We start from the raw sequence: 26,853 nt of genomic DNA, 5'->3' as shown, positions 1-26,853 counted from the left end.
ACGTTTTTTCGTAAGTTGGCCCCCCCGCGGGCGGCGGATGATTTTGTTTTTATTTGCGGATTGGCGTAAAAAAAGAAACTCGCGGCGGGGGCTTCCCCCGCCGCGGTGGCGCGCCGTTCGCGCGCCATCGCCCCGCTTCCCGACCAACTCATCAGCCAGATTGCCGCCGGCGAAGTGGTCGAGCGGCCGGCGTCCGTGGTCAAGGAACTGCTGGAAAACGCACTCGATGCCGGCGCGCGCAGCTTGCGCGTGACGCTCGACGAAGGCGGCGTGAAGCGCATCGTGATCGCCGACGACGGCTGCGGCATGCCTCCCGAGGAACTCCCGCTCGCGCTCATGCGGCATGCGACGAGCAAGATTCGCTCGCTCGCCGATCTCGAAGCCGTCGCCACGCTCGGTTTTCGCGGCGAAGCGATCGCGTCGATCGCATCGGTGGCGGAACTGTTCATCACGAGCCGCACCGAAGACTGCGCGCACGCCACGCGCATCGACGCGCAAACGGGCGTAATTTCGCCCGCGGCGGGCACGGTCGGCACGACCATCGACGTGCGCGAGCTTTACTTCAACACGCCGGCGCGCCGAAAGTTCCTGAAAAGCGAACAAACCGAACTCGGGCATTGCCTGGAAGTCATTCGCCGCGTGGCGCTCGCGCGGCCGGACGTCGCCATTTCCGTGATGCACAACGGCAAGGCCGTCGAGCACTGGAACGCGAGCGATCCGGCCACGCGCGTCGCAAAAATTCTGGGCGAAGTGTTCGAAACGTCGCATCTGCCGCTCGACGAACGCGCCGGGCCGCTTGCCGTCTACGGCTGCGCGGGCCTGCCGACCGCCAGCCGCGGGCGCGCGGACCAGCAATATTTCTTCGTGAACGGCCGCTTCGTGCGCGACAAGCTGCTCACGCACGCGGTTCGCGCCGCTTATGAGGACGTGTTGCACGGCAACCGCTATCCGGCGTACGTGCTGTTTCTCGATCTGCCGCCCGAATCGGTGGACGTGAACGTGCATCCATCGAAGATCGAAGTGCGGTTTCGCGACTCGCGCTCGATTCATCAGTACGTGTTCCACGCGGTGCAGCGCGCGCTGGCGCGGCACGCGGGCGCGTCGCCGGAAAGGACAGCGGGCGGTCACGCGGCGCAACTCGAACCGACCGGGCCGGCGTCGTTCAGCGCGCGGCCTGTCGCGAGCGCGGGATCGGTAGCCAGGAACGAAAGCGGCACGACGTGGATGCGCCAGTCGCGCATGACGCAAGGTTCGCTACCCGTCGCCCAGCCGCTCGCGCTCTACGACGCGTTGTTCGGGCGCAAGGACGCCGCCGCGCCGGTCGAGGCTGCGGCAGCGGCATCGCCCGCCGTCGCGTGGGCCAACGACGACGGCGCGCCCGCCTACGCCGCCGCAAGCCACGCACATACCGACGAGCAGCCGCTCGGCTTCGCCGTCGGGCAGATTCACGGCATCTACGTGCTCGCGCAGAACGCGCGCGGGCTCGTCATCGTGGATATGCACGCCGCGCACGAACGCATCCTCTACGAGCAGTTCAAGCACGCGCTCGCGGACCGCTCTATCGCAGTGCAGCCGCTGCTGATTCCGGTCTCGATGACGGCGGACCCGGTGGAAATCGGCATCGTCGATGAAGAGCGCGAGACGCTCGACGCGCTCGGCTTCGATCTCGCGGTGCTCTCGCCGACGTCCATCGCGATTCGCGCGGTGCCCGCGTTGCTGAAAGACGCGGATCTCGCCGCGCTCGCCCGCGCCGTGCTCGCCGATCTGCACGCGTACGGCGGATCGCGCGTGCTCACCGAGCGTCAGCATGAACTGCTCGGCACGCTCGCCTGCCACCATGCGGTGCGCGCGAATCGCCGCCTGACGCTCGACGAAATGAACGCCCTCTTGCGTCAGATGGAAGCCACCGAACGCGCCGATCAGTGCAATCACGGCCGCCCGACGTGGTATCAGCTGACGCTCGCGGACCTCGACCGCCTTTTCATGCGCGGACAATGAGCGATTCCGCGTTGCACATAGCCTGTCTGCTCGGGCCGACGGCGTCGGGCAAGACGGCGGCGGCCCTCGCGTTCGCGGCGGCTTCGGCGCGGCCGGTGGAAATCGTGAGCGTGGATTCCGCGCTCGTCTATCGCGAGATGGATATCGGCACGGCCAAGCCCGACGCGGCGGAGCGGGCGGCCGCGCCGCATCATCTGATCGATATCATCGATCCGGCCGATTCCTATTCGGCCGCGCAGTTTCGCGCCGATGCGCTGCGGCTGGTCGGCGAGATCGTCGCGCGGGGCAACGTACCGCTGCTGGTCGGCGGCACGATGCTGTACTACAAGGCGCTCACGCAGGGCCTCAACGACCTGCCGCCCGCCGATCCGTCCGTGCGCGCCACCCTCGACGCCGACGCCGCGCGCGACGGCTGGCCCGCGCTGCACGCGCGGCTCGCGGCGGTCGATCCGCAGACCGCGACGCGCCTCGCTCCGAACGATTCGCAGCGCATCCAGCGTGCCTTGGAAATCTATCTGCTGACCGGCCAGCCGATGTCCGCGCTGCTCGCCGCGCCGCGCGTATTGGAGCAGGAAGCGCCGTATGACTTCGTGCCGATCGCGCTCGAACCGTCGGACCGCGCGGTGCTGCATGCGCGCATCGCGGCGCGCTTCGATGCGATGCTCGCGCACGGTTTCATCGACGAAGTGAAGCGCCTGCGCGCGCGCGGCGATCTCGACGTGTCGATGCCGTCGATGCGCTGCGTCGGCTATCGGCAGGCGTGGGAATATCTCGACGGCCTGACCGGCTACGACGAGATGCGCGACAAGGGCATCTTCGCGACGCGGCAGTTGTGCAAGCGCCAGTTGACGTGGCTGCGTGGGATGCCGGAGCGCGTCGTGGTGGATTGCTGCGCTTCAGACGCCACCCAACGCACCGTGCGCGAGATCGAGCGGATAGCGGACGGACAATAAAAAAGCCGCTCGAAAACGAGCGGCTCTTCACCGAAAACGTCCGGCAGCCGATTCAAACCACCACCGTCTGCGCCTCGCCCTCACGGCTCTCGCGCACCACGCCGATCTTCCACACCTGCTCGCCCGCTGCCGAGAGCAGGCCCGTCGCCGCATCGGCGTCCTCGGCCGCGACGATCACCGCCATGCCGATCCCGCAATTGAACACGCGATGCATTTCCGCATCCGCGACGCCGCCGTGCTTTTGCAACCACGCGAAAAGCGGCGGCAGCGGCCACGCGCGATGGTCCAGCTCCGCCGTCAAACCCTCGCGCAGCACGCGCGGAATGTTCTCGACGAGCCCGCCGCCCGTGATGTGCGCCATGCCCTTCACCGTGATGCTCTGCATCGCGGAAAGCAGCGGCTTCACGTAGATGCGCGTCGGCGCCATCAGCGCGTCGGCGAGCGAGCGGCCGTCGAAATCGGCGTTCAGGTCCGGATTCGCGCGCTCGATGATCTTGCGCACGAGCGAATAGCCGTTCGAGTGAATACCGCTCGACGCCAGCCCGAGCACGACATCGCCCGGCGCGATGGTGCTGCCGTCGATGATCTTGCTCTTTTCCACCGCGCCGACCGCGAAGCCCGCGAGGTCGTATTCGCCGTCCGGATACATGCCCGGCATTTCCGCCGTCTCGCCGCCGATCAGCGCGCAGCCCGCGAATTCGCAGCCCTGCGCGATGCCCTTCACCACATCGGCCGCGGTGTCCACGTCGAGCTTGCCGCACGCGAAATAATCGAGGAAGAAGAGCGGCTCCGCGCCCTGCACCAGAATGTCGTTCACGCTCATGGCGACGAGATCCTGCCCGACCGTGTCGTGCCGGTTCAGCTGGAACGCGAGGCGCAGCTTGGTGCCGACGCCGTCCGTTCCCGACACGAGCACCGGCTCCTTGTACTTCTTCGGCACCTCGAAGAGCGCGCCGAATCCGCCGATTCCGCCCAGCACGCCGTCGCGCAAGGTCTTCTTGGCAAACGGCTTGATCCGGTCGACGAGCGCATCGCCCGCGTCGATGTCGACACCTGCATCGCGATACGACAAACCTTGGGTGTCCGGGGCGGATTTCGGTTGATTCATGGGGGGAGAGCGAGAAGGTCGGTAAAATGCGATTTTACCCGATGATGATACGAGGACGGTCGCCCGGCAGCTTTGTCCGCCGTGCGGCAGCGCCTTTTCGAGACAGAACGGCCTGGCCGACGAAACGCGCCTGCGCGCGCTGCGGCATGCCGCAAGCGGCTCCCGGCGCATCGGCGAGAACACGCCGCCTGTTTTCGAGAGAACGCAGCATCCAGCCGACGACATCCATTCCCCGTGCAACGCCAACTGACGCTCGACCTGGGCACGCCGCCGCCCGCCACCTTCGACAATTTCTTCGCCGCCAGCAACCACGAACTGGTCACGCGGTTGCGCGAGCTCGAAGGCGCGCTCGCGTCCGGCCCCGTCGCGGATCGCACGTTCTATGTCTGGGGCGAGGCCGGCAGCGGGCGCAGTCATCTGCTGCACGCGCTCGTTCATGAAGCGGGCAGTCGGGCGCGTTACTTGAGCCCGCAGAGCGCGTTGCACGCGTTCGGCTTCGATCCGCAAGTCGCGCTGTATGCCGTCGACGACTGCGACCGCCTCTCGCCCGCGCAGCAGATCGCCCTCTTCAATCTGTTCAACGAAGTGCGCGCGTATCCGGCGAGCGCGCTCGTCGCCACCGGCAACGCCGCGCCGATGACGCTCGCCGTGCGCGAAGACTTGCGCACGCGTCTCGGCTGGGGCCTCGTCTTCCACTTGCTGCCGCTTTCGGACGAAGCGAAGGCGTCGGTTCTCAAACACGCGGCGCACGAGCGCGGCATCGTGCTCGCGGAAGACGTCCCCGCTTATCTGCTCACGCACTTCCGCCGCGACATGCCGAGCCTGATGGCGCTTTTCGACGATCTCGACCGCTTCTCGCTCGAACAGAAGCGCAGAGTCACGCGCGCGCTGTTGCGCTCGATGCTCTCGCAATCCGGGCGCGTGACGCCGCTCGTGGCCGTGGTGCCGGATACCGCGCAGCAGGACGCAAACGGCGAGGACCGCGCCGCCCCGCCCGCCGACGCCGCACCGGACAACGTTCCCACCCGCTTCAAGTAGAATGCGCTCCCATGAACCTTGCCCTCTTCGATCTCGACCACACGCTCATTCCCACCGACAGCGACCACGAATGGGGCCGCTTCATGGTGAAGCTCGGCATCGTCGACGCGACGGAATTCACGCGTCAGAACGACGCCTTCTACGCCGATTACAAGGCGGGCGTGCTCGACATCAACGCCTACCTGCACGCGATGCTCGCGCCGCTCGCGAAGTACTCGCGTGAGCAGCTCGCCGACTGGCACGCGCAGTTCATGCACGAGGTCATCAATCCGCGCATCGTGCCGGCCGCGGTCACGCTCGTGCGCGAGCATCAGGACAACGGCGACCTGTGCTGCCTCGTGACCGCGACCAACGCGTTCATCACCGCGCCCATCGCGGAAGCGTTCGGCATCGACACGCTGATTGCCTGCGAAGTCGAAACCGTCGGCGATCATCCGCAAGGCGCGTTCACCGGCAGGCCGCGCGGCACGCCGAGCTATCGCGAAGGCAAGATCGTGCGCGTGGAGGAATGGCTCGCGTCGCTCGGCAAGACGCTCGGCGACTACAAGCGCAGCTATTTCTACAGCGACTCGCATAACGACATCCCGCTGCTCGAGCGCGTCACGGACCCCATCGCCACGAATCCGGACGACACCCTGCGCGCGCATGCGCAAGCCAAAGGCTGGCGCATCCTGAACCTCTTCGATACACGTGATTAAAAAACTCATCCGCAAGCTGTTCGGACAAGAGAGCGCCACATCCAGCGAAGGCGCCTCGAACGACACGCCGGGCGCATCCGCTGCCGAATTCACCGGCGCCACCGAAGCCACCGACGCGAAAGCCGCCCGCAAGAGCACGCGTGCCCCGCGCAAGAAAGCCCCCGCGCCGGTCAAGCGCGATCCGAATGTGCCGGTGATTCTGTCGTCGGACATTCACGGCATCGATCCGTCGCTCATCTCCAGGAACGCCATACGCGTGACCGAAGGCCTGCAGCAGGCCGGGCACCGAGCGTTCATCGTCGGCGGCGCGGTGCGCGATCTGCTGCTCGGCGTCGCGCCGAAAGATTTCGACGTCGCCACCGACGCCACGCCCGATCAGGTGCAGCGGCTCTTTCGCCGCGCGCGCATCATCGGGCGGCGGTTTCAGATCGTCCACGTCCAGTTCGGACAGGAGATCATCGAGACGTCCACGTTCCGCGCGCTCGTCGACGCGCCGCCCGAGCCCGTCGCCGAAGCGCCGCGGCGCTACCGGCGCGGCGAGCTCGACATGCGCACGCACGCGGTGGACGCAAGCGGCCGCGTGCTGCGCGACAACGTATGGGGCGAGCAGCACGAAGACGCCACGCGGCGCGACTTCACCATCAACGCGATGTACTACGATCCGGCCACGCAAACCGTGCTGGATTATCACGACGGCATGGCCGACATCCGCGCGCGCCTGTTGCGCATGATCGGCGATCCGGCCACGCGTTATCGCGAAGACCCGGTGCGCATGCTGCGCGTCGTGCGCTTCGCGGCCAAGCTCGGCTTCGAGATCGATGAAGCGACGCGCGCGCCGATCAAGGAACTCGCCGATCTGATGGACAACGTGCCGGCCGCGCGTCTCTTCGACGAGATGCTGAAGCTGCTGCTGTCCGGCCACGCGCTCGCGTGCCTCACGCGTTTGCGTCAGGAAGGGCTGCATCACGGCGTGCTGCCGCTGCTGGATGTCGTGCTGGAACAGCCGCACGGAGAGAAGTTCGTGACGCTCGCGCTCACGAGCACGGACGAGCGCGTGCGCGCGGGCAAACCCGTTTCGCCGAGCTTCCTGTTCGCCACGCTGTTGTGGCACGACGTGCAGACGCGCTGGCAGAAGTACACTGCCGCGGGCGATTATCCGGTGCCGGCGCTGAACCGCGCGATGGACGATGTCCTCGACATGCAGACGGAAAAACTCGCCATTCACAAGCGTTATTCCGCCGACATGCGCGAGATCTGGGGCTTGCAGCATCGGCTGGAAAAGCGCGGCCGCAGCGCGATGAAGCTCTTGGAACACCAGCGGTTCCGAGCGGGTTATGATTTCCTGCTGCTGCGTTGCGAGTCGGGCGAACTGGATGCGGCCATCGGGCAATGGTGGACCGAATTCATCGAAGGCGATAACGCCACGCGCGAAGCCCTGCTCTCGCAAGGCGGCAAGGAGCGCGCAGCGCCGAAGAAGCGTCGCCGGCGCAGCAATGCGAAGCGCAAGGCCAGTGAATCTGCCGAAGGCGCAGAACGCGGCGCAGCGGACGGCGAGCCCGAACCGCATCGCCTGACGAACGAAGCCGGCGGGACGCGGAAAGACGAAGACGCGGACAACGAATAAGGCCGGTTTTCGCTAAAGTAGCGGATAACGGTTAGCACCCGGGCAATGTGCCGGCGTTTCGATGTGTTTTGGATGCCTCGACGCTTCGCCCAGGACCTACGCGTAGGACTTTTGCCATGACGATTGCTTATCTCGGCCTCGGAGCGAATCTCGGCGATGCGCGCCAAACGCTGAAAGACGCAGTCGTGTGTCTCGCGCAGCAGCACACGATCACCGTGCTCGCCAAGTCGAGCCTGTATCGCACCGCGCCCATCGACGCATCGGGCGACGATTACTTCAATTGCGTCGTGAAGCTCGAAACGACGCTGCCCGCGCGTGCGCTGCTGCGCCTGTGCCATCTCATCGAAGAACAGTTCGGGCGCGAGCGGCCGTATCGCAATGCGCCGCGCACGCTCGACCTCGATATCCTCCTGTACGGCGCGTTCAGCATCGACGAGATGGATCTCATCGTGCCGCATCCGCGCATGACCGAGCGCGCGTTCGTGCTCGTGCCGCTCATCGAACTCGAACCCGATCTCATCATCCCGCAACGCGGCCGCGCCGATGCGTTCGTCGCGGGCGTCGCCGATCAGCGCATCGAGAAAGTCGCCCTATGCCAGTGCGCGGCGCCCGCCGCGCAACCGGCAGCGGCACGAGCCTCCAGCGCCTCCACCGCCTCCACCAAAGCCAATTGCCGATGAGCAATCCGCCTCTCACCGTCACGGCGCCGCAGTTGCGGCCGCCGCATCGTTATATCGCGATCGAAGGGCCGATCGGCGTCGGCAAGACGACGCTCGCCACGCGGCTCGCGGAACGCTGGTCCATGCGCACGCTGTTCGAGCGCCCGCAGGACAACCCGTTCCTCGAACGTTTCTATCGCGACACGACGCGGCACGCGCTCTCGACGCAACTGAGTTTCGCGTTGCAGCGCGTCGCGCAAACGCGGGAAGTGGCGGACATGCTCACGCAGAACACGCCGCTCATTGCCGACTTTCTCACGCAGAAGAGCGAGCTTTTCGCGCGCCTCACGCTGCCCGACGACGAGTTCAACCTGTACCGCGATATCGCCTCGCGCATCGCCGCGAGCGCGCCTGCGCCGGATCTCGTCGTGTATCTGCAGGCGAGCCCGGAAGTGCTGTTCTCGCGCATTCAGAAACGCGCGCTGCCGATGGAACTGCAAATCTCCGACTCGTACTTGCGCGCGCTCGCCGACGCCTACAACGACTTCTTCTATCACTACGACGCAACGCCGCTGCTCACGGTGAATGCGGAGCATCTGAATCCCGTCGCATCGGACGACGATCTCGAACTGCTCGTCGAGCGGATCGAGACCATGCGCGGGCGCAAGGAATTCTTTGTCAAAGGCGTCTCGGTGTGAGCTTGAATTTCATCTTCATGCTTCATGCTCGCGCGCCATTTCAACTGAAATCATCATGACGTATCTGCAGGAAACCAGCCGCTCGACGATCACCGTTCCGAAGCTGCAAGCCATGCGCGAGGCGGGTGAGCGCATCGCGATGCTCACATGCTACGACGCGAGCTTCGCGGCGCTGCTCGATCGCGCGGGCGTCGATGTCATGCTGATCGGCGATTCGCTCGGCAACGTCCTGCAAGGCCACAGCACGACGTTGCCGGTGACGCTGGACGACATTGCGTATCACACGGCATGCGTAGCGCGCGGCACCAGGAGCGCGCTGATCGTCGCGGACATGCCGTTCGGCACCATCGGATCGCGCGAAGAAGCGTATGCGCATGCCGTCAAGCTGATGCGCGCGGGCGCGCACATGGTGAAGCTCGAAGGCGGCGAGTGGCTCGCGGATACCGTGCGCTTTCTCGTCGAGCGATCGATTCCGGTATGCGGCCACGTCGGGCTCACGCCTCAGTCGGTGCATGCGTTCGGCGGCTTCAAAGTGCAGGGCAAGTCTGAAGCGGCCGCGGAACAGATGCGCCGCGACGCGCTCGCGCTGCAGCACGCGGGCGCGCAACTGCTCGTGATCGAAGCGGTGCCGACGCTCGTGGCGCGCGAGGTCACGCAACAACTCGCGATTCCGACCATCGGCATCGGCGCGGGCATCGACTGTTCGGGACAGGTGCTGGTGCTGCACGACATGCTCGGCATTTTCCCCGGCAAGCGTCCGCGCTTCGTCAAGGATTTCATGCAGGGCCAGCCGAGCATTTTCGCGGCGGTCGAAGCCTACGTGAACGCGGTGAAGGACGGCAGCTTTCCCGGTCCCGAGCACACGTTCTGATCGTTTTTTCGATTTTTGCTTTGCGCCGTACTGCCCGCCCGTAAGCGCTGTCACGAACAGACCGAACTGGCGAGCTTCTTGCACACTAGGGTGAACCGTCAGCCAGGAGCGAGAAAGACCATGTGGCACGTCCTTCCCGATGAAACCGTCCGCGCGCAGCTTGCTGTCGGCGCGTTCGTGGCGCTCGGCGTGGCGCGCGTGGTCGCGGCGGTGCTGGGCGCGCAGCACGGCTGGCGCATCTCGATGGTGACGCGCGGTTTCATCGTGCTCGCGGTGGCGTTCTGCTTGCCGCAGATCCTCGATGTGCTCTTCGTCGCGGATTCGCATACTGCATTCGTCGAGCTTCAGGGCAAAGCGGCCGGATGCGCGCTCGCGCTCTTCTGCGCGCCTATCGTGAGCCATAAGCTCGGTTACGAGTGAGACGGCGCTCAAACCGCCAACCCGCTCAACCGCCCATCGCGAAACCCGGCAAGCTGTGCGACAGCACCGACGCCGCCACGAATACGCCCACCATCAGCACCGCTTCGACGCGCACCAGGTTGATGACCGTATGCGCGTCCGTCGTCGATGCCGTGCGTTGCAGGCGCGGTAGCGCCGACCAGCGGTTGAGCGCGCCGAGCAAGAGCGCCGCCGCAACGAACGCGAGTTTCACGATCAGCGCGTGACCCCAGCCGCTTTGCGTCAACGCCGCAGCCGCGCCGCCGGTGCCGCGCCATGCGTTGAAGAGACCCGTCGCGATGACGACCGCCACCGCGACCGTCGCCACGCTCGACATGCGCGCGACGACGCGCAATAACGCAGCGCGCGCAGCCGACGCGTCGAGCGCGGGCAGGACGACCGCGCCCGCGATCACGACGCCGCCCCACACGCCTGTCGCGAGCAAATGCAGCCACTGCACGCCTTCCGCGATGGAGAACGCACCCGCATCGGCGGCATGGCCGATCGCCGCTTTCCCCGATGCCGCGATCAACGCGCCGAGCACGGCGACGGCCACGCGGGCAGGACCGAAAGGACGGCTCGTCGCCATGGCGAGCGCGAGCAACACGCCGCCCGCGACCGACACCGCCCAGCCGATGCCCGCGTGCGTCGCGCTGGCGACGAGCCAGAGCGACGAACCCGCATCGACGATCGACGCACCGCTCATCGCGGCCGACTCCAACCACAGCGAAACGAAGCCGCACAGCACGAACGCGAGCGCCGCCGCGATGCCCACAAGCGACGCGCGCCGCCAGCCGCGCTGCGCCGGCGACACCGCCGCAGCCACGCGTTCGCGATGCAGCCACGCGCCGAGCAGCATCCCGCCGAGCGCGCACGCGAACGCCACATCCGATAGCGCGGCGAACGCCATCAGCAGAAACGACAACGAATCGCCGGTCATGATGCGGCGGTCATCGAGGCGTGAACGGGAATTGCTGTAAGGAGATCCGGGCGGGTCATCGGTGCGTCGGCAAGGGAAGCGGCTCGCGAAGTCTAAACGAACGCACGCAAACCGGAGCGCGCATCGCATCGGGCGCTACAGACTTCGGCGCAACGCGTATGACGGCGGTGTCGACTCTTTGTTGATAAGCAACGAATTCAATGCAATGTCAAAGTTCTCGTCTGTCGCGCGGCATTTTGTCGCGATTCCGCCTCAGAGCGCCCGAAAAGTTGTGTCAAATAGTCACCATCAGGCATCGATGATAGAATTCCGCGTCGCATCAGAGGCTCATCGAGCCGCTGTGGCTGTGGTCCGCCACCCTCCGCCACCCTACGCGTGGCCGTGGTTCGCCACCTTCGCACCGAGCCGCACGAAGCTCGGCAGGTCCCCGAATTTCATGGAGTGTCGCGTGTTTTCAAGACGCATTTTCCGTCCGCTGCTCGCCTTGGCACTGATCGGCAGCGCCGGCGTTCTCAGCGCGGGCCAGGCGCTCGCCCAGGCGCAAAACCAGCCTATCGCGCCGGATACCATGGCGGCCCGCGTGCAAGGCTGCACCGCATGTCACGGCGTGCACGGCGAAGGCACGGACAATGACTATTTCCCGCGTCTTGCCGGCAAGCCCGCCGACTACCTGTACAACCAGCTCCAGAACTTCCGCGAAGGGCGTCGCAAGTACCCGCCGATGAACTACCTCGTCACGTATCTCTCGGACGACTACCTTCATCAGATCGCGAATTACTTCTCGCAGCAGCGTCCGCCGTATCCGCCGCCCGCGAAGACGAACGTCTCGGGCACGACGCTCGCGCGCGGCTCGCAGATCGTGCTGAACGGCGATCCGTCGAAGAACATTCCCGCCTGCGCGGCTTGTCACGGCAAGGCGCTGACCGGCATGCAGCCGGCCATCCCGGGTCTCGTCGGCCTGCATTCGGACTACATCAGCGCGCAGGTCGGCGCATGGAAGTCGGGCACGCGCCACGCGAAGGCGCCCGACTGCATGCAGCAGATCGCTTCGCGCCTGTCGGATGACGACGTGACCGCCGTCGCCGCATGGCTCTCCACGCAAACCGCACCCGCCAACCCGGTGCCCGCGCCCGCTGGCTCGTTGAAGATGCCGCTCGTCTGCGGCAGCGAACCGCAATAAGGCGTCTGGAGCGACAACACAATGAAACGCAAGTCCCTGTTCGCACTTTCCTCGGCTGTCGTGGTGGCAGCCGTCGCAGCCGGCGCCGTCCTCTGGTCGGGCGGCGACAACCTCCATTCGGGCGGCGCGGTCGCGGCGACTCCGGCGGATCAGGCCGCGCTCGTCAAGCACGGTGAATATCTCGCCCGCGCCGGCGACTGTATCGCGTGCCACACGGTTCGCGGCGGCAAGCAGTTCGCGGGCGGCCTGCCCATGGCGACGCCCTTCGGCACCATGTTCACGCCGAACATCACGCCGGACGACAAGTACGGCATCGGCAAGTGGACCTCCGACGACTTCTATCGCGCAATGCACACCGGCCGCTCGAAGGACGGCAGCCTGCTGTACCCCGGCTTCCCGTTCACGAGCTACACGAAGGTGACGCGCGCCGACTCGGACGCGATCTACGCCTACCTGCGTTCGGTCCCGCCGGTTTCCGAGCCGAGCCGTCCGCATGAACTGCGCTTTCCGTTCAACAACCGCAATCTGCTGATCGGCTGGCGCACGCTGTTCTTCAGCGAAGGCGAGTACAAGCCGGACCCGACCAAATCGGTCGAATGGAACCGCGGCGCGTATCTCGTCGAAGGTCTCGGTCACTGCGGCATGTGCCATACGTCGATCAACGCAATGGGCGGCCCGGTCAACTCCGCGGCGTTCGCGGGCGGCCTGATTCCGCTGCAGAACTGGTACGCGCCGTCGCTCACGTCGAACAAGGAAGCCGGTCTCGGCGACTGGGACATCAAGGACATCAACGACCTGTTGAAGACCGGCGTGTCGCAGCGCGGCGCGGTGTTCGGCCCGATGGCCGAAGTGGTCCACAACAGCCTGCAGTACATGACCGACGCGGACATCAACGCGATCTCGACGTATCTCAAGTCGATCCCGCAGAAGAAGGAAGCGCCGGAACCGCTGCAGCTGGAAACGTCCGAGAAGTTCGGCGGCGAGCTTCTGACCATGGGCAAGAAGGTCTACACCGAGAACTGCGCGAAGTGTCACGCGGAGAACGGTCTCGGCAAGCCGCCCGCTTACCCGCCGCTCGCGAACAATCAGTCGATCCAGATGCCGTCGGCCGTCAACCCGATCCGCATGACGCTCAACGGCGGCTATCCGCCGAGCACGGACGGCAATCCGATGCCGCACGGCATGCCGCCGTTCGCGCAGTCGCTGTCGGATACGGAAGTGGCTGCGGTCGTGACGTACATCCGTATGTCGTGGGGCAACCACGGCACGCCGGTGTCGCCGCAACAGGTGAGCAACCTGCGTTCGGCGCCGCTCGACTGACATTCGCGCGAGACAGTACAATACGCAGTGGGCGCAGCCTTCATGTTGGGGCTGCGCCTTTTGTCTTTGGTGGACCAGTCATGCACGCAGGCGAGCGTTTCAACAGCATCAGCCATCTGATCGGCGTCGTTCTGTCCGTCGCGGGACTCGCGACGCTCGTCACGATGGGCGCGCTCGATGGCGACGCCTACAAGGTCGTGAGCTTCGCGATCTACGGCGCCATGCTGTGCACGCTGTACCTGATCTCGACGCTGTACCACTGTGCGCGCACGCCGCGCATGAAAGCGGTCTTGCAAAAGTGCGACCACTCGGCCATCTACTTGTTGATAGCCGGCAGCTACACACCCTATACACTGGTGACCTTGCGCGGCCCGTGGGGCTGGTCGCTGTTTGGCGTGAGCTGGGGGCTTGCTGTGCTCGGCATCACGCAGGAACTCACGCTCGGGCGAAGAACCCGCAGCGTTTCGATGGTGCTGTACGTGTTGATGGGCTGGCTCGCGCTCGTAGCCGTTCATCCGCTCTTGACGGCGCTGCCGCCCGCAGGCACTGCGTGGCTGGTGGCAGGCGGTCTGATCTACACCGCCGGCATCTGGTTTTTCATCAACGACGAGCGCATCCGGCACGGCCACGGTATCTGGCATCTGTTCGTGCTGGCGGGCAGTCTGTGTCAGTTCGTGAGCGTCGCGCGATATGTCGCGTGAGCCTTGAACGGGGCAAAGCGCCCGCATCGCGAAGCAACGCGATGCAACTTACAGCCAGCCGGCGTGTCTTGATAGCGCGTCGAACCTTGCGGCACAGCCAGGCGGTCCGAGACCGCGCACCAAGGCCGCCGCCCGATTCATTGCGAGCGTCGTACATCATCGCCGCTGATATCAGCCGCCTGCGCGCCGTTCGCCACAACGATTCGAACATCTATTTATGTCTTTTGATTCACTCGGTCTGTCAGAACCTCTCCTTCGCGCAGTCAACGAACTCGGCTACACGAATCCCACTCCTATCCAGCTTCAGGCCATTCCGGCCGTCCTGAAGGGCGGCGATCTGCTCGCCGGCGCGCAAACGGGCACCGGCAAGACGGCGGGCTTCACGCTGCCGATCCTGCAACGTCTCTCGCAAATGACACCGTCCGCGGCCGGCAGCAAGCGCCCGGTGCGCGCGCTGATTCTCACGCCGACGCGCGAACTCGCGGCGCAGGTCGAAGAAAGCGTGCGCGCTTACGGCAAGTATCTGAAGCTGCGCTCGACCGTGATGTTCGGCGGCGTCGGCATCAATCCGCAAATCGACGCGCTGCGCCGTGGCGTCGATATCGTCGTCGCGACGCCGGGCCGTTTGCTCGATCACATGCAGCAGAAGACCATCGACGTTTCGCAGCTCGAAATTCTCGTGCTCGACGAAGCCGACCGCATGCTCGACATGGGCTTCATCCACGACATCAAGCGCGTGCTGGCGCGTCTGCCGCAGAAGCGCCAGAACCTGCTGTTCTCGGCCACGTTCTCGGACGAAATCAAGGCGCTCGCCGACAGCCTGCTCGATTCGCCCGCGCTGATCGAAGTCGCGCGCCGCAATACGACGGCCGAGCGCATCGAACAGAAGATCCACCCGGTCGACCGTGATCGCAAGCGCGAACTGCTCACCCATCTGATTCGCCAGCACGACTGGTTTCAGGTGCTCGTCTTCACGCGCACGAAGCACGGCGCGAACCGTCTTGCCGAGCAACTGACGAAGGACGGCATCAGCGCGCTCGCCATCCACGGCAACAAGAGCCAGTCCGCGCGCACGCGGGCGCTCGCCGAATTCAAGGATCAGACGCTGCAGGTGCTCGTCGCGACCGATATCGCGGCGCGCGGCATCGACATCGACCAGTTGCCGCACGTCGTGAACTTCGACCTGCCGAACGTGCCGGAAGACTATGTGCACCGCATCGGCCGCACGGGCCGCGCGGGCGCGGAAGGCGAAGCGGTGTCGCTCGTGTGCGTCGACGAACTGCAATTGCTGAAGGACATCGAGCGCCTCATCAAGCGGCCGATTCCGCAGGAAGTGATTGCCGGTTTCGAGCCCGACCCGAACGCGAAACCCGAGCCGATTCAACGCCGCAGCCAGGGGCGCGGCGGTCCGCGCGAAGGCGGCCGCGCGCATGGCGGGTCGCAGGATCAGGCGCGCGCGCCGAAAGCGGGCAACGGCGGCGGTCAGGGTCAGCGCGACGGCCGCGGCTCGAAGCCGGCCAGCGCCAAACCGGCCGGCCACGCCAACGCGGGCGTCAAGGCGGCGCCGCGCCGTCCCGAAGCCGCGCACGCAGCCGGCCACGCGCCGGCCCCGCGCGCCAAAGCCGGCAATCCCGGCGCGCTGCTCGGCGGGAAGTCGCGGAACGATAACGGCGGCGCGCGCCGCGACGGCATGCGCACGGGCGGACGCGGGCGCTGAGCGTCGGCGACGTCATGTCGAAAGCGAGCCGCCAACGCGAGCGGCTCGCGAAAGAAACAAGCAATTAGGCAGCGGCGCTCGCCGCCTGCTTCAGCCAGTCCAGTTGCTCGCGCCAGCGCGCGATAACTTGCTCGGTGTCCGTCAGTTCGAACGTGATGCCGCCTGTCAGCCGCGCATACGGCACGCGCTGAATCTCCCCGCTTTCAATGGTCCCGACGAAGCACGCGAGCGGCACGTCGTCCAGCGCGACGCGGCGCGCGTCGATCTGCACCTGATGGAACGCCTCGTCGAATACGAAAGCGAGCGTTGCGCTCGCGCCCGACGCGATCGCCCGCGCGGTTCGCGACGACGGCCACAGCGCAAAACACAGCGTACGCGCGTCCGGGGCAAGCAGTTCGCCCGCGCTCAAGAGAGCGGTGCGGATGCGCCCGGCCTCATCCACGGCGGACAGCGACGCCGTGAAGCCGCTCGGCGCGCCCGTCAGCGTACCGTCGAACAACGCGCGCAGATCGGAGGGCCATTCGTCGAAGACGGTCTGCAAAGACAGCGTCTTCGCTGCGGTGGAGTCGGTCATTGACGTAGGCTCGGTGCGTGAAACGGCGTGACGCCGCTGCACGCATTGAGGGTTAGCGGAAGAAGAGTTGCGTGATTTTGGCGAGCGGATAGTGAACGCCCGGCTGGATGCGCGCCGGCAAATCGAGCGGCTTCAGAAGCATCTTGATGCACTGATCAGCCGACAAGTTCCGCCGAACCAGCGCATTGACCTGCGCGAAGAGTTCGCGATTGTAGGTCGAATCCTTGACGCGCTCGGGGTATCGAATGGCGAAGACGTGCCGCAGCGCGATCTCCGAGTCCTCGCTCTTCAACTCGGCCACGCGGCGCACCAGCGCGCCGAGCACGGCCAGGCGGCCGTTGCCTTCGATCTTGTTCCACTTCTTGAAGAAGCGGAAGAAATGCTTGTAGTGGCGCACTTCGTCGATCCGGATATTGTCCGTGATCTCCTTGAGCACCGGCTCGTCCGAGCATTCGTTGATGGCCCGATACAGCGTGGCCGTTCCTGTCTCGATGACACAGCGCGCCACCATCTCCAGCGCGCGCTTTTTCTCGAACTGCTCGTACGAACACGTGAGCGAATATTCGGCGAAGAAGTTCTTGAACGCCGTGTCCCAGTCGAACTCCGGCCAGACGTGGTTGATGTACGTCTTGAGCGCGCGCCCGTGCTGCATTTCCTCCGGCTCCCACTCGTTGTTGAGCCACGCCGCGATTTCCGGATCGTCGCGAAAGTAGGTGCTGAGGTTGCTCGTATAAAGATCCGTGCCGCTCTCGATGAACGAGCAGGCACAGAGCAACAAGAGCAGATGTTCGTTGGACGCCGCCTTCTGTCGGTCGATCCGATTCAGATCGATATCTTCAATGCGCCACGGCATCACGTGTGTGCTATCTGTATGCATGTATCGCGCTCCCTGGCTGAACTGAACGCGCCACCGGCCAAAAAAGACGGTCGAGGTTCGTACGACGCTGTGAACGCCGTCCCAGCGTCTTCAAATCAAAGTGATAGCGGCTTGTGCTTTTTTATCTTAGCCGTCCTGCAACGAGTTTGCAGACATGGGGACAGACTTGCGCCGCGCTTCGCGGTTCCGTGCGCGCTTTGCCATGCGTCAATTTTCTACGTCTCGATGCCCGGCTGGGGTGGCGCAGCACTGAGCAGGAAGTGTGCCGAAAACGACGGATGCGTGGAAGTGCCGCGTCAAAATGCACAACGGCGACCGAAGCCGCCGTCGTTCGCATATCGAGAAAAGCGGTCGCTATGCCGCAGCCTGTCGCGCGCCGCCGCGCATGCGCCACGCGACGATCGCGAGCGAAATGCCCGACAGCATTGCCGCGAGCAGCACGTAGTAGCTGGGCGCGAGCTTGTCGCCGGTGACGTGAATGAACGCCTCGACGATGGTCGGCGCGAATCCGCCGAAAAGCGTCACGCCGAGCGCATAGCCGATGGACAAGCCGGTCGATCGCACGCGCGTGGGAAAGATCTCGGACATGAGCGCAGGCATGGGACCGGAATACGCGGCTTTCAGGATGCCTGCTGCCGACTGAAGCACCACGAGCGAGAGGACCGTAGGCGATGCCTGAAGCCACGCGAACATCGGATAGATGGCGACGCCCATGACGATCGAGGTGCCGAGCATGATCCGAATGCGCCCGAGCCGGTCGGAGAGCGCACCCATGATCGGCGAGAAGATGAACTGCAGCCCGCCGTTGAGCACGACCACGGCAAACGACGCCGTGGCGGGAAGATGCAGTTGCTTGACCGCGTACATCGGCATGTAGAGTTGCAGCACGTACACGCCGACCGTCGATTGCGCGACGATACCGACCGCGAGCAGCAAATTGATCCACTGATTCGAGAACGAGACGCCCGGCGCGCGAGCGTCGGTGCGCGCCGGCCGGGACGCGAGGAACTCCGGAGTCTCGTCGAGGTGCGAGCGGATGTAATAGCCGACCGGCCCGATCAGCAGGCCGAACACGAACGGAATGCGCCAGCCCCACGACTCGAGCTGCGGTTGCGGCAGCCACGCGGTCAGAAGCGACCCGAACGCGGCGGCCATGATCGCGGCGAGCCCCTGACTCGCGAACTGCCAGCTCGCGTAATAGCCGCGACGCGCTTCGCTATGCTCCACCATGAACGCCGTCGCGCTACCGAACTCACCGCCCACGGCGAAGCCCTGAATCAGCCGCGCGAGCAGGATCAGGAGCGGCGCGGCAATGCCGATGTGCTGATACGACGGCATCGCCGCCATGGTCAGCGTGCCGATCATCATCAGCAGAATCGCGAGCGTCAGCGCGGCCTTGCGGCCGTTGCGATCGGCGTAGATGCCGAGCACGATCGCGCCCAGCGGACGCATCAGAAACGAGATGCCGAAGGTGCCGATGGCGAGCATCGTGGAAAGCCATTCGTCATGCGATGGGAAGAACGCCTTCGCGATGATCGCCGCGAAATAGCCGTAGACGAGGAAATCGAACCATTCGAGCGCATTGCCGACCGACGACGAGAACACGATGCGGCGAACCATCGCCTTCGACAGCGTGGCGGCAGGCGCGCGCGAAACGTCGACGCCATGGGCAGAGGCAGGACGGCCTGCAACCGGTGTTTCGTGCACCGCTTCGTTCAAGATCTTTCCGTGTTGCGTCATCTCGTGCTCTCGGCTCAATGCAGCAATGCTGCGGACGTGCGCCACCGTTCGCACGGCGCTTGACGCAGTGCGAGGGCGAAAACTCAGGGAAGGGCCGGCTGTTTCGCGCGTGAGCGCAGGCAGCCGTAAGCGTTGCTAGAAGCCGGCAGCGAGGCCGTCGCGGCGGCTGTCGCTCGCGGCAACGTAACCGCGGTCCGGATCGTCGCGGTCCAGCTTCCAGATGTACTGGCCGGAACCGAAGTCCATGTACGGATCGTCGACGGACTTGATCGTGTGGCCCATGCCCTCCAGCGCGCGAGCCGTCTCGAGATCGAGCGTAGCCTCGATGTCGATGGTGAAATCGCGGTTCACCTTCCAGCGCGGCGCGTCGCAAGCTGCCTGCGGCTGCTGACCGTAGTCGAGCATGCGCACGATGGATTGCAAATGCCCTTGCGGCTGCATGTCGCCGCCCATGACGCCGAAGCTCATCACCGCGTCGCGACGGCCATCGATTTCCTGCGTGAGGAATGCCGGAATGATCGTATGGAACGGGCGCTTGCCGCCCTCGACGACGTTCGCCGATTTGGGGTCCATCGAAAAGCCGCAGCCACGGTTCTGGAGCGAAATGCCAGTATTCGGCACGACCACGCCCGAGCCGAACCCCATGTAGTTCGACTGGATGAAGCTCACCATCATGCCCCGCTCGTCGGCCACCGACATATAGATGGTGCCGCCCGCCTTCGGCATGCCGAAGTCGAACTGCGTGGCTCGCGCCGGGTCGATGAGCTTGGCGCGCTCGGTGAGGTAGGCGTCATCCAGCATCTGCTCGGGCGTGACTTCCATCGAGCGCGGATCGGCGACGTAGCGATAGACGTCGGCGAACGCGAGCTTCATCGCTTCGATCTGCAGATGCTGCGATTCGATCCGATCGACCGTCAGCGCGCTGACATCGAACTTGTCGAGGATGCCGAGCGCGATCAGCGCCGCGATACCCTGCCCGTTCGGCGGAATCTCATGGACCGTGTAGCCGCGATAATCCTTGCTGATCGGCTCCACCCACTCCGCGCGATAGTTTCGGAGGTCGTCCAGCGTCATTGCGCCGCCGCCCTCGCGAGCGAACGCCGCGATGCGTTCGGCGACTTCGCCCTCGTAGAACGCGCGCGGGCCGTGTTCTGCGAGCGCGCGCAACGTATTCGCGTGACCCGGCATGCGCACGAGTTCGCTGACTTCGGGCGCGCGGCCGTGCGGCATGAAGACATCCGCGAAGCCGGGTTGATCTTTCATTTCAGGGACAGCAGCCGCCCACTTGTAGGCGACGATGCTCGCCACCGCATGACCGCGCTCCGCGATTTCTATGGCCGGCTCCATGAGATCGGCGAACGGCAGCGACCCGAATTTTGCGTGCAACGCTTCCCAGCCGGCGATGACGCCGGGGACCGTCACGGTGTCCCATCCGCGCTTGGGCTGGCGTGCCAGGCCGTCTTCTTCGCCGTACTTGCGGCGGAAATAGTCGACGTTCCACGCCGCCGGCGCCACGCCGGACGCGTTAAGCCCGTGCAGCTTGCTGCCGTCCCAGACCAGCGCGAACGCATCCCCGCCCAGACCGTTCGATACCGGTTCCACGATAGTGATGGCGGCCGCCGCCGCGATGGCCGCGTCGACGGCATTGCCGCCTTTCCACAGCATGCGCAGACCGGCTTGCGCGGCGAGCGGATGCGAGGTCGAAACGATGTTGCGCGCAAACACCGGAAGGCGCGGAGTGGGATACGGGTTCTGCCAATTGAAGCGGTTCATGAATGGAATCCGAGTTACGGGCGGCTATACGCGTGCAAGGCACGCCAGAAGTCAATTCGTTGATGCGGCAAAAGAAGCATATTGCATTGCCACTGTAAGTCGGAACAAATTCATTTGTCGTATAGATTAATGAAACAATGGCATGAGTCGGTGCCGCGCTCTTTCAGTGTGCAGTGCAGCGCAATCCTCACCTAGATTCTGTAAGTCGGCGTCTCTGACCAACCGCTTGCGCAGCTGCCAAAAGTCAAAGCCGAAATTTTCACCGGTATGATTGGCACTCCTCAGACGCTTGCCTACAATCCGAATTCCCGGCAGCGCATTGAAGAAATACACGGGCTGCCCGGCAGTTGCAGTTTTCCCGCGCAACGTTTCGAAGGCAGGAGCCGGTCGCCGTTGGCCGTCTTGCGTTTCGGTCGTCATGGAGAACACGATGCTGAGTCCGCACGAATTTGCCACGCTGCTTTTGGTTCAGGAAGCGCCCAATCAGGTCGACATGGAACGCGAAGAACTCGACGCCCTGCTCGAACGCCAGCTCGTCCAGCTCGAACAACTCGCCTCCGGCAGACAGCAATGGCGGCTGACCGCAACCGGCGATTCCACCATCAAGGCCTTCAAGCGGTTCTCGTAGCAGCGCCCGGGACGCGTGCCGCCGGCCGCGTCCCTTCCCCAGGTTTTCTATCCTCCTCGCAACGTCGGATCGACGGCCGCTCGCCAACTCAGCGCCTGCGCGCGCTGATCCAGCAGAAAATTGGCCCATGCGCTCTGGGCTGTCGGACCCGGGTTCGCGACATACACGCGATGCCGTTCGCCGATCCCCGCCTGAAACGCACAGAAGCGATCTTTCGACAGCGCGCCGCGCCGCTCGGCGACGTATGCGTCGAAGAAAGCCGAGTACACGGACTGCGCGTCGGCGCCCCAATCGGTGGACGCCATCCCGCACATGTCCTGAAGCGCGCCGAAGGACGGCGCGCCGAACGAACCCTCCAGACTGGGCGTCGTTACGCAGCCGGCCAGTACGGCTGCCGCAACCGTGCCCGTCGCGATCCACTTTCGCATTGCAGTCACCCATCGCTCGATTGAGCCGCCAGTATCGGACGATCGCCGCGTCCTTGCCACTCGTCCGAACGGCATAGGCCGAATCACGGCCAGCATGGACCGTCCAATTCGCCTATGCCGTTCGGCCAGGTTGTCCGCGTGCCGCGCCTCCTATAGATTGCGCATGCGGACTTCGCATGGCCGATGCCCGCTCAACCTCGGAGATGACCATGCAGGATCAAATCGTCCTTGCGCTCGACCAGGGCACGACGAGCTCGCGCGCCATGCTGTTCGACAGGAGCGGGAATATCGTGTCCGTCGCTCAGAAAGAGTTTCAGCAGATCTATCCTCGTGCCGGCTGGGTCGAGCACGATCCGCAGGAAATCTGGTCGACCCAGGCAGGCGTCGCGGCCGAAGCCGTGACGCGCGCGGGACTAAGCGCATCGTCGATCGCGGCGCTGGGTATCACCAACCAGCGTGAGACGACCATCGTGTGGGATCGCGAGACCGGCAAACCGGTGTACAACGCGATCGTCTGGCAGGACCGCCGCACCGCCGCGCTCTGCGACGAACTCAAGGCGCGCGGCCTCGAGCCAATGGTTCGCGCGAAGACCGGCCTGCCTATCGACGCCTATTTCTCCGCGACGAAAATCCGCTGGATCCTGGATAACGTCGAAGGCGCGCGGGACAAAGCCCGGCAGGGACGGCTCGCGTTCGGGACCGTGGACAGCTGGCTCGTCTGGAACTTCACGCGCCGGGGCATGCACATCACCGATATCACGAACGCGTCGCGCACCATGCTCTTCGACATACACGCGCGCCTCTGGGACGACGAACTGCTCGACGCCTTCGACATTCCGCGCAGCATGCTTCCCGAAGTGCGCGCCTCATCGGAGGTGTACGGAACGACGCACGGCAGTTTTCTCGCCGCCGAAATCCCGATTGCGTCCATCGCGGGGGATCAGCACGCCGCGCTCTTCGGCCAGATGTGCACCGAAAGCGGCATGGTGAAGAACACGTACGGCACGGGCTGCTTCCTCGTCATGAATACGGGCGACAAACCGATCGAGTCGCGCAACAACCTCGTGACGACGATTGCGTGGCAGATCGGGGATCGCGTCGACTACGCGCTCGAAGGCAGCATCTTTATCGCCGGCGCAGTCGTGCAATGGCTGCGCGACGGACTCGGGCTCATCCGACACGCGAGCGAGGTCGAAGCGCTGGCGCGCGCCGTGCCCGACAGCGACGGCGTGTATCTCGTCCCGGCCTTCGCCGGGCTCGGTGCGCCCCACTGGAACGCGCGTGCGCGCGGAACGTTGTTCGGCGTCACGCGGGGCACCACATCAAGCCACATCGCGCGGGCGGCGCTCGAATCCATCGCGTATCAGTCGCTCGACGTGTTGCGGGCCATGGAAGCGGACTCGGGCATGCCCATCGCGCAGTTACGTGTGGACGGGGGCGCGTGCGCGAACGATTTGCTGATGCAATTTCAAGCCGACATGCTGGGTGTCGACACGGTGCGCCCGCGCGTCGCGGAAACCACCGCGCTCGGCGCAGCCTATCTCGCCGGGCTCGCGGTGGGCTACTGGAAGGATGTCGATGAACTGAAAGCGCAATGGCAGTTGGACCGGCGGTTCACGCGGTCCATGCCGGCGTCCGACGTCGAGCCGCGTCTTGCCGGATGGCGGCGCGCGGTAGCCGCGGCCAAGGCTTGGGCGGATGCCTGATGGAAGCCGACCGCCCAACCGCAGTGCGGCACCGCTCTACCGGCCGGCGAGCGCCCGAAGGCGCTGCGGGCTATAATATGCGGCTAACGTCAAGCGAAAGTAGCGCAGTTTCGCGCAAAACCGCTCAATTCCATCCGTTCTCACTACGCCCCCAGGTTAACCACTGCGACCGGCGACCATACATGACCAAGAAAGTTTACGTAAAGACCTTCGGCTGCCAGATGAACGAGTACGACTCCGACAAAATGGTCGACGTGCTCGGTGCCGCTGAAGGCCTCGTCAAGACCGACACCCCCGAAGACGCGGACGTCATTCTCTTCAATACGTGCTCCGTGCGCGAGAAGGCGCAGGAGAAAGTGTTCTCTGACCTCGGCCGCGTGCGCGAACTGAAGGAAGCGAATCCGAACCTGCTGATCGGCGTCGGCGGTTGTGTCGCGAGCCAGGAAGGCGCGTCGATCGTGGCGCGTGCGCCTTACGTCGACATCGTCTTCGGACCGCAAACGCTGCATCGCTTGCCGGCCATGATCGACAAGCGGCGCGCCACGGGCCGCGCACAGGTCGACATCAGCTTTCCGGAGATCGAAAAGTTCGATCATCTGCCGCCGGCGCGCGTCGAGGGCCCGAGCGCGTTCGTGTCGATCATGGAAGGGTGCAGCAAATACTGCAGCTATTGCGTCGTGCCTTACACGCGAGGCGAGGAAGTGTCGCGCCCGCTCGACGACGTCCTGACCGAAATCGCCGGCCTCGCCGATCAAGGCGTGCGCGAAGTGACGCTCCTCGGCCAGAACGTGAACGCCTACCGGGGAGCATTGACGGCCGGCGCGCACGAAATCGCGGACTTCGCGACGCTCATCGAGTACGTCGCGGAAGTGCCGGGCATCGAACGCATTCGGTACACGACTTCGCACCCGAAGGAATTCACGCAGCGCCTCATCGACACGTACGCGAAGGTGCCGAAGCTCGTCTCGCATCTGCATTTGCCGGTGCAGCACGGCTCCGACCGCATTCTGATGGCCATGAAACGCGGCTACACGGTGCTCGAATACAAGTCGGTCATTCGCCGGCTGCGGGCAATTCGCCCGGATTTGTCGCTGTCTACGGACTTTATCGTCGGATTCCCCGGCGAAACCGAGGACGATTTTGCGAAGATGATGGCGCTCGTCGAGGAAATGAGCTACGACACGAGCTTCTCGTTCATCTACAGCCCGCGACCAGGCACGCCGGCTGCAAACCTACATGACGACACGCCCCGCGAAGTCAAGCTCAGGCGCTTGCAGCATTTGCAGGCGACGATCGAGGAAAACGTCGTGAGAATCAGCAATTCGATGGTCGGCACGGTGCAGCGCATTCTGGTGGAAGGCCCGTCGCGCAAGGATCCGAGCGAACTCGCCGGACGCACGGCGAACAATCGCGTCGTGAATTTCCCGGCGCCGCTCGCTTCGCATGCGCGACTCATCGGCCAGATGATCGATGTCGAGATCAATCACGCGTATCCGCATTCGCTGCGCGGCGCGCTCGTGCTCGCACCCGAGACGGCCGCCCCCGAGCTTGCCAATTAATCCTACGAGACCGGACAGGACACCCACCCCGCCTTGAAGAACGCTCCCCAGCAGCATCTCGAATTCACCGCTCCGCGCGAAGACAACGCGCGGCTCGCGAACCTCTGCGGCCCGCTCGACGAAAATCTGAGACAGATCGAACAGGCGCTCGACGTGACGCTGTCGCGACGCGGGCACAAGATTTCGATTCGTGGCCGGGGCGCCAAAGTCGCGCTCGCGGCGCTCGAAAACTTCTACAACCGCGCCCGCGATCCGATTTCCGTCGACGATATTCAGCTCGCGCTCGTCGAGGCAAGCCATGCCGCGCGGCTAGCGAAAGAAGCCGGCCAGAACGGCGAAGACGACGGGCAGAACGACCCGCGTTTTCGCGGCGACCCCGATCACCCGTTCGACGAGCCGAGCGCCACGATGGATCTCGGCGAGGACGAAGACCACGGCCCGACGCTGTACACGCGCCGCGCCGACCTGCGTGGCCGAACGCCCATGCAGCGCCAGTATCTGAAGCAGATCGTCGCGCACGACGTGACGTTCGGCATCGGACCGGCAGGCACGGGCAAGACCTATCTCGCCGTCGCCTGCGCCGTGGATGCGCTGGAGCGCGATCAGGTCAAGCGCATCGTGCTGACGCGCCCGGCCGTCGAGGCGGGCGAGCGGCTCGGCTTTCTGCCCGGCGATCTCGCGCAGAAGGTCGATCCGTACCTGCGCCCGCTCTACGACGCGCTGTACGATCTGCTCGGCTTCGACAAGACCGCGAAGATGTTCGAGCGCCAGATGATCGAAATCGCGCCGCTCGCGTACATGCGCGGCCGCACGCTGAACCACGCGTTCATCATTCTCGACGAGGCGCAGAACACCACGCCCGAGCAGATGAAGATGTTCCTCACGCGTATCGGCTTCGGCTCGAAGGCGGTCGTGACCGGCGACACGACGCAGGTCGACCTGCCGCGCGGCCACAAGAGCGGGCTGATCGAAGCGCAGCACGTGCTGTCGGAAGTGCGCGGCATCGCCATTACGCATTTCACGTCGGCGGACGTGGTGCGGCATCCGCTCGTCGCGCGCATCGTCGAGGCTTACGACGCGCAGTCGCAGAAAGACGCCGCCCTCGCCGAGGCAGCGCGCGCGGCGCAGCAGTCGCAAAAACCTGCATGAAGCCGAGCCTCACGCTGAACCTGCAGTTCCCGGCTGCAAAGGCGTTTCCGTCGCACAAGGCGCTGTTGCCGCGCGCGACGGTCGCCCGCTGGATCAAGGCGTCGCTCTTTGCGGACGCCGAATTGACGGTGCGCTTCGTCGACGAAGAAGAAGGCCGCATGCTGAATCGCACGTATCGGCAGAAGGATTACGCGACCAACGTGCTGACTTTCGCGTATGCGGAATCCGAAGACGATCCCGTCTCCGGCGATCTGATTCTGTGCTGTCCGGTGGTCGAACGCGAGGCGAGCGAGCAAGGCAAGCCGCTCGCCGCGCACTACGCGCATCTGATCGTGCACGGCACGCTGCATGCGCAGGGCTACGACCACGAGGTCGAAAGCGAAGCGCAAGAGATGGAATCCATCGAGACGGATATCATGCAGTCTCTCGGCTTCCCCGATCCCTACGTGCCATTGGTCTGACTTTCGCCGATCCGC

Annotated in this window: 27 protein-coding genes; 18 read left to right on the top strand and 9 right to left on the bottom strand. The window is 64.9% G+C overall.

Annotated features, from left to right (window positions below; genetic code table 11):
* Positions 1-105 precede the first annotated feature (105 nt).
* Together mutL and miaA are read left to right on the top strand one after the other, a co-directional pair.
* The gene (gene mutL, locus NCR35_RS03595) at positions 106-1,998 is read left to right on the top strand and encodes a DNA mismatch repair endonuclease MutL (protein ID WP_250533120.1); all 1,893 of its coding nucleotides are present in this window, start codon (positions 106-108) and stop codon (positions 1,996-1,998) included.
* Complete coding sequence (gene miaA, locus NCR35_RS03590) at positions 1,995-2,951, top strand: tRNA (adenosine(37)-N6)-dimethylallyltransferase MiaA (RefSeq protein WP_250533119.1); 957 nt, start codon at positions 1,995-1,997, stop codon at positions 2,949-2,951. Before mutL ends, miaA begins: the two co-directional genes overlap by 4 nt.
* A gap of 52 nt (positions 2,952-3,003) precedes the next feature.
* On the opposite strand, the gene purM is transcribed toward miaA, so the two are convergent.
* Together purM and NCR35_RS03580 are read right to left on the bottom strand one after the other, a co-directional pair.
* Positions 3,004-4,059 (bottom strand): phosphoribosylformylglycinamidine cyclo-ligase, encoded by a 1,056-nt coding sequence (purM, locus tag NCR35_RS03585; RefSeq protein WP_244847956.1) that lies wholly within the window; start codon positions 4,057-4,059, stop codon positions 3,004-3,006.
* 34 nt (positions 4,060-4,093) lie between these two features.
* Positions 4,094-4,288 (bottom strand): hypothetical protein, encoded by a 195-nt coding sequence (locus tag NCR35_RS03580; RefSeq protein WP_250533118.1) that lies wholly within the window; start codon positions 4,286-4,288, stop codon positions 4,094-4,096.
* A 5-nt stretch (positions 4,289-4,293) separates the two neighbouring features.
* Here NCR35_RS03580 and hda point away from each other — a divergent pair, with 5 nt between their 5' ends.
* From hda to NCR35_RS03545, 7 genes are all read left to right on the top strand, one after another.
* A complete protein-coding gene (gene hda, locus NCR35_RS03575) occupies positions 4,294-5,097 on the top strand; it encodes a DnaA regulatory inactivator Hda (protein ID WP_250533117.1) in 804 nt (267 codons plus the stop codon).
* An 11-nt stretch (positions 5,098-5,108) separates the two neighbouring features.
* Complete coding sequence (locus tag NCR35_RS03570) at positions 5,109-5,795, top strand: histidinol-phosphatase (protein ID WP_250533116.1); 687 nt, start codon at positions 5,109-5,111, stop codon at positions 5,793-5,795.
* On the top strand, positions 5,788-7,419 hold the full coding sequence (gene pcnB, locus NCR35_RS03565; protein WP_250533115.1) for a polynucleotide adenylyltransferase PcnB: 1,632 nt from the start codon (positions 5,788-5,790) through the stop codon (positions 7,417-7,419). The genes NCR35_RS03570 and pcnB overlap by 8 nt, the downstream gene beginning before the upstream one ends.
* A gap of 116 nt (positions 7,420-7,535) precedes the next feature.
* On the top strand, positions 7,536-8,099 hold the full coding sequence (gene folK / locus NCR35_RS03560; RefSeq protein WP_250533114.1) for a 2-amino-4-hydroxy-6-hydroxymethyldihydropteridine diphosphokinase: 564 nt from the start codon (positions 7,536-7,538) through the stop codon (positions 8,097-8,099).
* Positions 8,096-8,776 (top strand): deoxynucleoside kinase, encoded by a 681-nt coding sequence (locus NCR35_RS03555; protein ID WP_250533113.1) that lies wholly within the window; start codon positions 8,096-8,098, stop codon positions 8,774-8,776. The genes folK and NCR35_RS03555 overlap by 4 nt, the downstream gene beginning before the upstream one ends.
* Positions 8,777-8,831: 55 nt before the next feature.
* Positions 8,832-9,647 carry a 3-methyl-2-oxobutanoate hydroxymethyltransferase gene (panB, locus tag NCR35_RS03550; RefSeq protein WP_250533111.1) on the top strand — a complete coding sequence of 272 codons (816 nt, stop codon included), beginning with the start codon at positions 8,832-8,834 and terminating at the stop codon, positions 9,645-9,647.
* A 120-nt stretch (positions 9,648-9,767) separates the two neighbouring features.
* Complete coding sequence (locus NCR35_RS03545; protein ID WP_244847949.1) at positions 9,768-10,067, top strand: hypothetical protein; 300 nt, start codon at positions 9,768-9,770, stop codon at positions 10,065-10,067.
* Between the two features lie 25 nt (positions 10,068-10,092).
* On the opposite strand, the gene NCR35_RS03540 is transcribed toward NCR35_RS03545, so the two are convergent.
* A complete protein-coding gene (locus tag NCR35_RS03540; RefSeq protein WP_250533103.1) occupies positions 10,093-11,025 on the bottom strand; it encodes a CopD family protein in 933 nt (310 codons plus the stop codon).
* A 436-nt stretch (positions 11,026-11,461) separates the two neighbouring features.
* On the opposite strand from NCR35_RS03540, the gene NCR35_RS03535 reads away from it, so the two are divergent.
* From NCR35_RS03535 to NCR35_RS03520, 4 genes are all read left to right on the top strand, one after another.
* The gene (locus NCR35_RS03535) at positions 11,462-12,205 is read left to right on the top strand and encodes a c-type cytochrome (protein ID WP_175940592.1); all 744 of its coding nucleotides are present in this window, start codon (positions 11,462-11,464) and stop codon (positions 12,203-12,205) included.
* 21 nt (positions 12,206-12,226) lie between these two features.
* Entirely contained in the window at positions 12,227-13,525 is a 1,299-nt protein-coding gene (locus tag NCR35_RS03530) for a c-type cytochrome (RefSeq protein ID WP_244847947.1), read from the top strand.
* Positions 13,526-13,605: 80 nt separating this feature from the next.
* On the top strand, positions 13,606-14,226 hold the full coding sequence (gene trhA, locus NCR35_RS03525; protein WP_244847946.1) for a PAQR family membrane homeostasis protein TrhA: 621 nt from the start codon (positions 13,606-13,608) through the stop codon (positions 14,224-14,226).
* 217 nt (positions 14,227-14,443) lie between these two features.
* Entirely contained in the window at positions 14,444-15,943 is a 1,500-nt protein-coding gene (locus tag NCR35_RS03520; RefSeq protein WP_250533100.1) for a DEAD/DEAH box helicase, read from the top strand.
* Between the two features lie 64 nt (positions 15,944-16,007).
* Here the strand turns inward: NCR35_RS03520 and NCR35_RS03515 are convergent, their stop codons facing one another.
* The 5 genes from NCR35_RS03515 to NCR35_RS03495 form a co-directional block, all read right to left on the bottom strand.
* Positions 16,008-16,517, bottom strand: coding sequence for a hypothetical protein (locus NCR35_RS03515; protein WP_250533099.1), 510 nt, complete (start codon positions 16,515-16,517; stop codon positions 16,008-16,010).
* A 52-nt stretch (positions 16,518-16,569) separates the two neighbouring features.
* The gene (locus NCR35_RS03510; protein ID WP_250533096.1) at positions 16,570-17,394 is read right to left on the bottom strand and encodes a ferritin-like domain-containing protein; all 825 of its coding nucleotides are present in this window, start codon (positions 17,392-17,394) and stop codon (positions 16,570-16,572) included.
* A gap of 354 nt (positions 17,395-17,748) precedes the next feature.
* A complete protein-coding gene (locus tag NCR35_RS03505) occupies positions 17,749-19,134 on the bottom strand; it encodes an MFS transporter (protein WP_502801640.1) in 1,386 nt (461 codons plus the stop codon).
* Between the two features lie 135 nt (positions 19,135-19,269).
* A complete protein-coding gene (gene ggt / locus NCR35_RS03500; protein WP_250533093.1) occupies positions 19,270-20,907 on the bottom strand; it encodes a gamma-glutamyltransferase in 1,638 nt (545 codons plus the stop codon).
* Positions 20,908-21,033: 126 nt separating this feature from the next.
* Complete coding sequence (locus tag NCR35_RS03495) at positions 21,034-21,327, bottom strand: hypothetical protein (protein WP_250533091.1); 294 nt, start codon at positions 21,325-21,327, stop codon at positions 21,034-21,036.
* Positions 21,328-21,337: 10 nt separating this feature from the next.
* Between NCR35_RS03495 and NCR35_RS03490 the strand changes: the two genes are divergently transcribed.
* Positions 21,338-21,535: a hypothetical protein gene (locus NCR35_RS03490; RefSeq protein ID WP_175940590.1), complete on the top strand. Its 198-nt coding sequence runs from the start codon at positions 21,338-21,340 to the stop codon at positions 21,533-21,535.
* Positions 21,536-21,582: 47 nt separating this feature from the next.
* On the opposite strand, the gene NCR35_RS03485 is transcribed toward NCR35_RS03490, so the two are convergent.
* A complete protein-coding gene (locus NCR35_RS03485; protein WP_250533125.1) occupies positions 21,583-21,963 on the bottom strand; it encodes a hypothetical protein in 381 nt (126 codons plus the stop codon).
* A 209-nt stretch (positions 21,964-22,172) separates the two neighbouring features.
* Here NCR35_RS03485 and glpK point away from each other — a divergent pair, with 209 nt between their 5' ends.
* The 4 genes from glpK (at position 22,173) to ybeY (ending at position 26,838) form a co-directional block, all read left to right on the top strand.
* Positions 22,173-23,669, top strand: a complete 1,497-nt coding sequence (gene glpK / locus NCR35_RS03480; protein ID WP_250533086.1) for a glycerol kinase GlpK — start codon at positions 22,173-22,175, stop codon at positions 23,667-23,669.
* A 182-nt stretch (positions 23,670-23,851) separates the two neighbouring features.
* The gene (miaB, locus tag NCR35_RS03475; protein ID WP_250533084.1) at positions 23,852-25,228 is read left to right on the top strand and encodes a tRNA (N6-isopentenyl adenosine(37)-C2)-methylthiotransferase MiaB; all 1,377 of its coding nucleotides are present in this window, start codon (positions 23,852-23,854) and stop codon (positions 25,226-25,228) included.
* A 33-nt stretch (positions 25,229-25,261) separates the two neighbouring features.
* On the top strand, positions 25,262-26,377 hold the full coding sequence (locus NCR35_RS03470) for a PhoH family protein (RefSeq protein ID WP_175939519.1): 1,116 nt from the start codon (positions 25,262-25,264) through the stop codon (positions 26,375-26,377).
* On the top strand, positions 26,374-26,838 hold the full coding sequence (gene ybeY, locus NCR35_RS03465; RefSeq protein ID WP_244847937.1) for an rRNA maturation RNase YbeY: 465 nt from the start codon (positions 26,374-26,376) through the stop codon (positions 26,836-26,838). The genes NCR35_RS03470 and ybeY overlap by 4 nt, the downstream gene beginning before the upstream one ends.
* Positions 26,839-26,853: the final 15 nt, after the last annotated feature.

The organism is Caballeronia sp. AZ10_KS36, assembly GCF_023631105.1.
In the GTDB taxonomy this organism is placed as follows: Bacteria; Pseudomonadota; Gammaproteobacteria; order Burkholderiales; family Burkholderiaceae; genus Caballeronia.
Note: the sequence above shows the minus strand (reverse complement) of the source record. Positions and strands in the feature narration are given on the sequence as shown.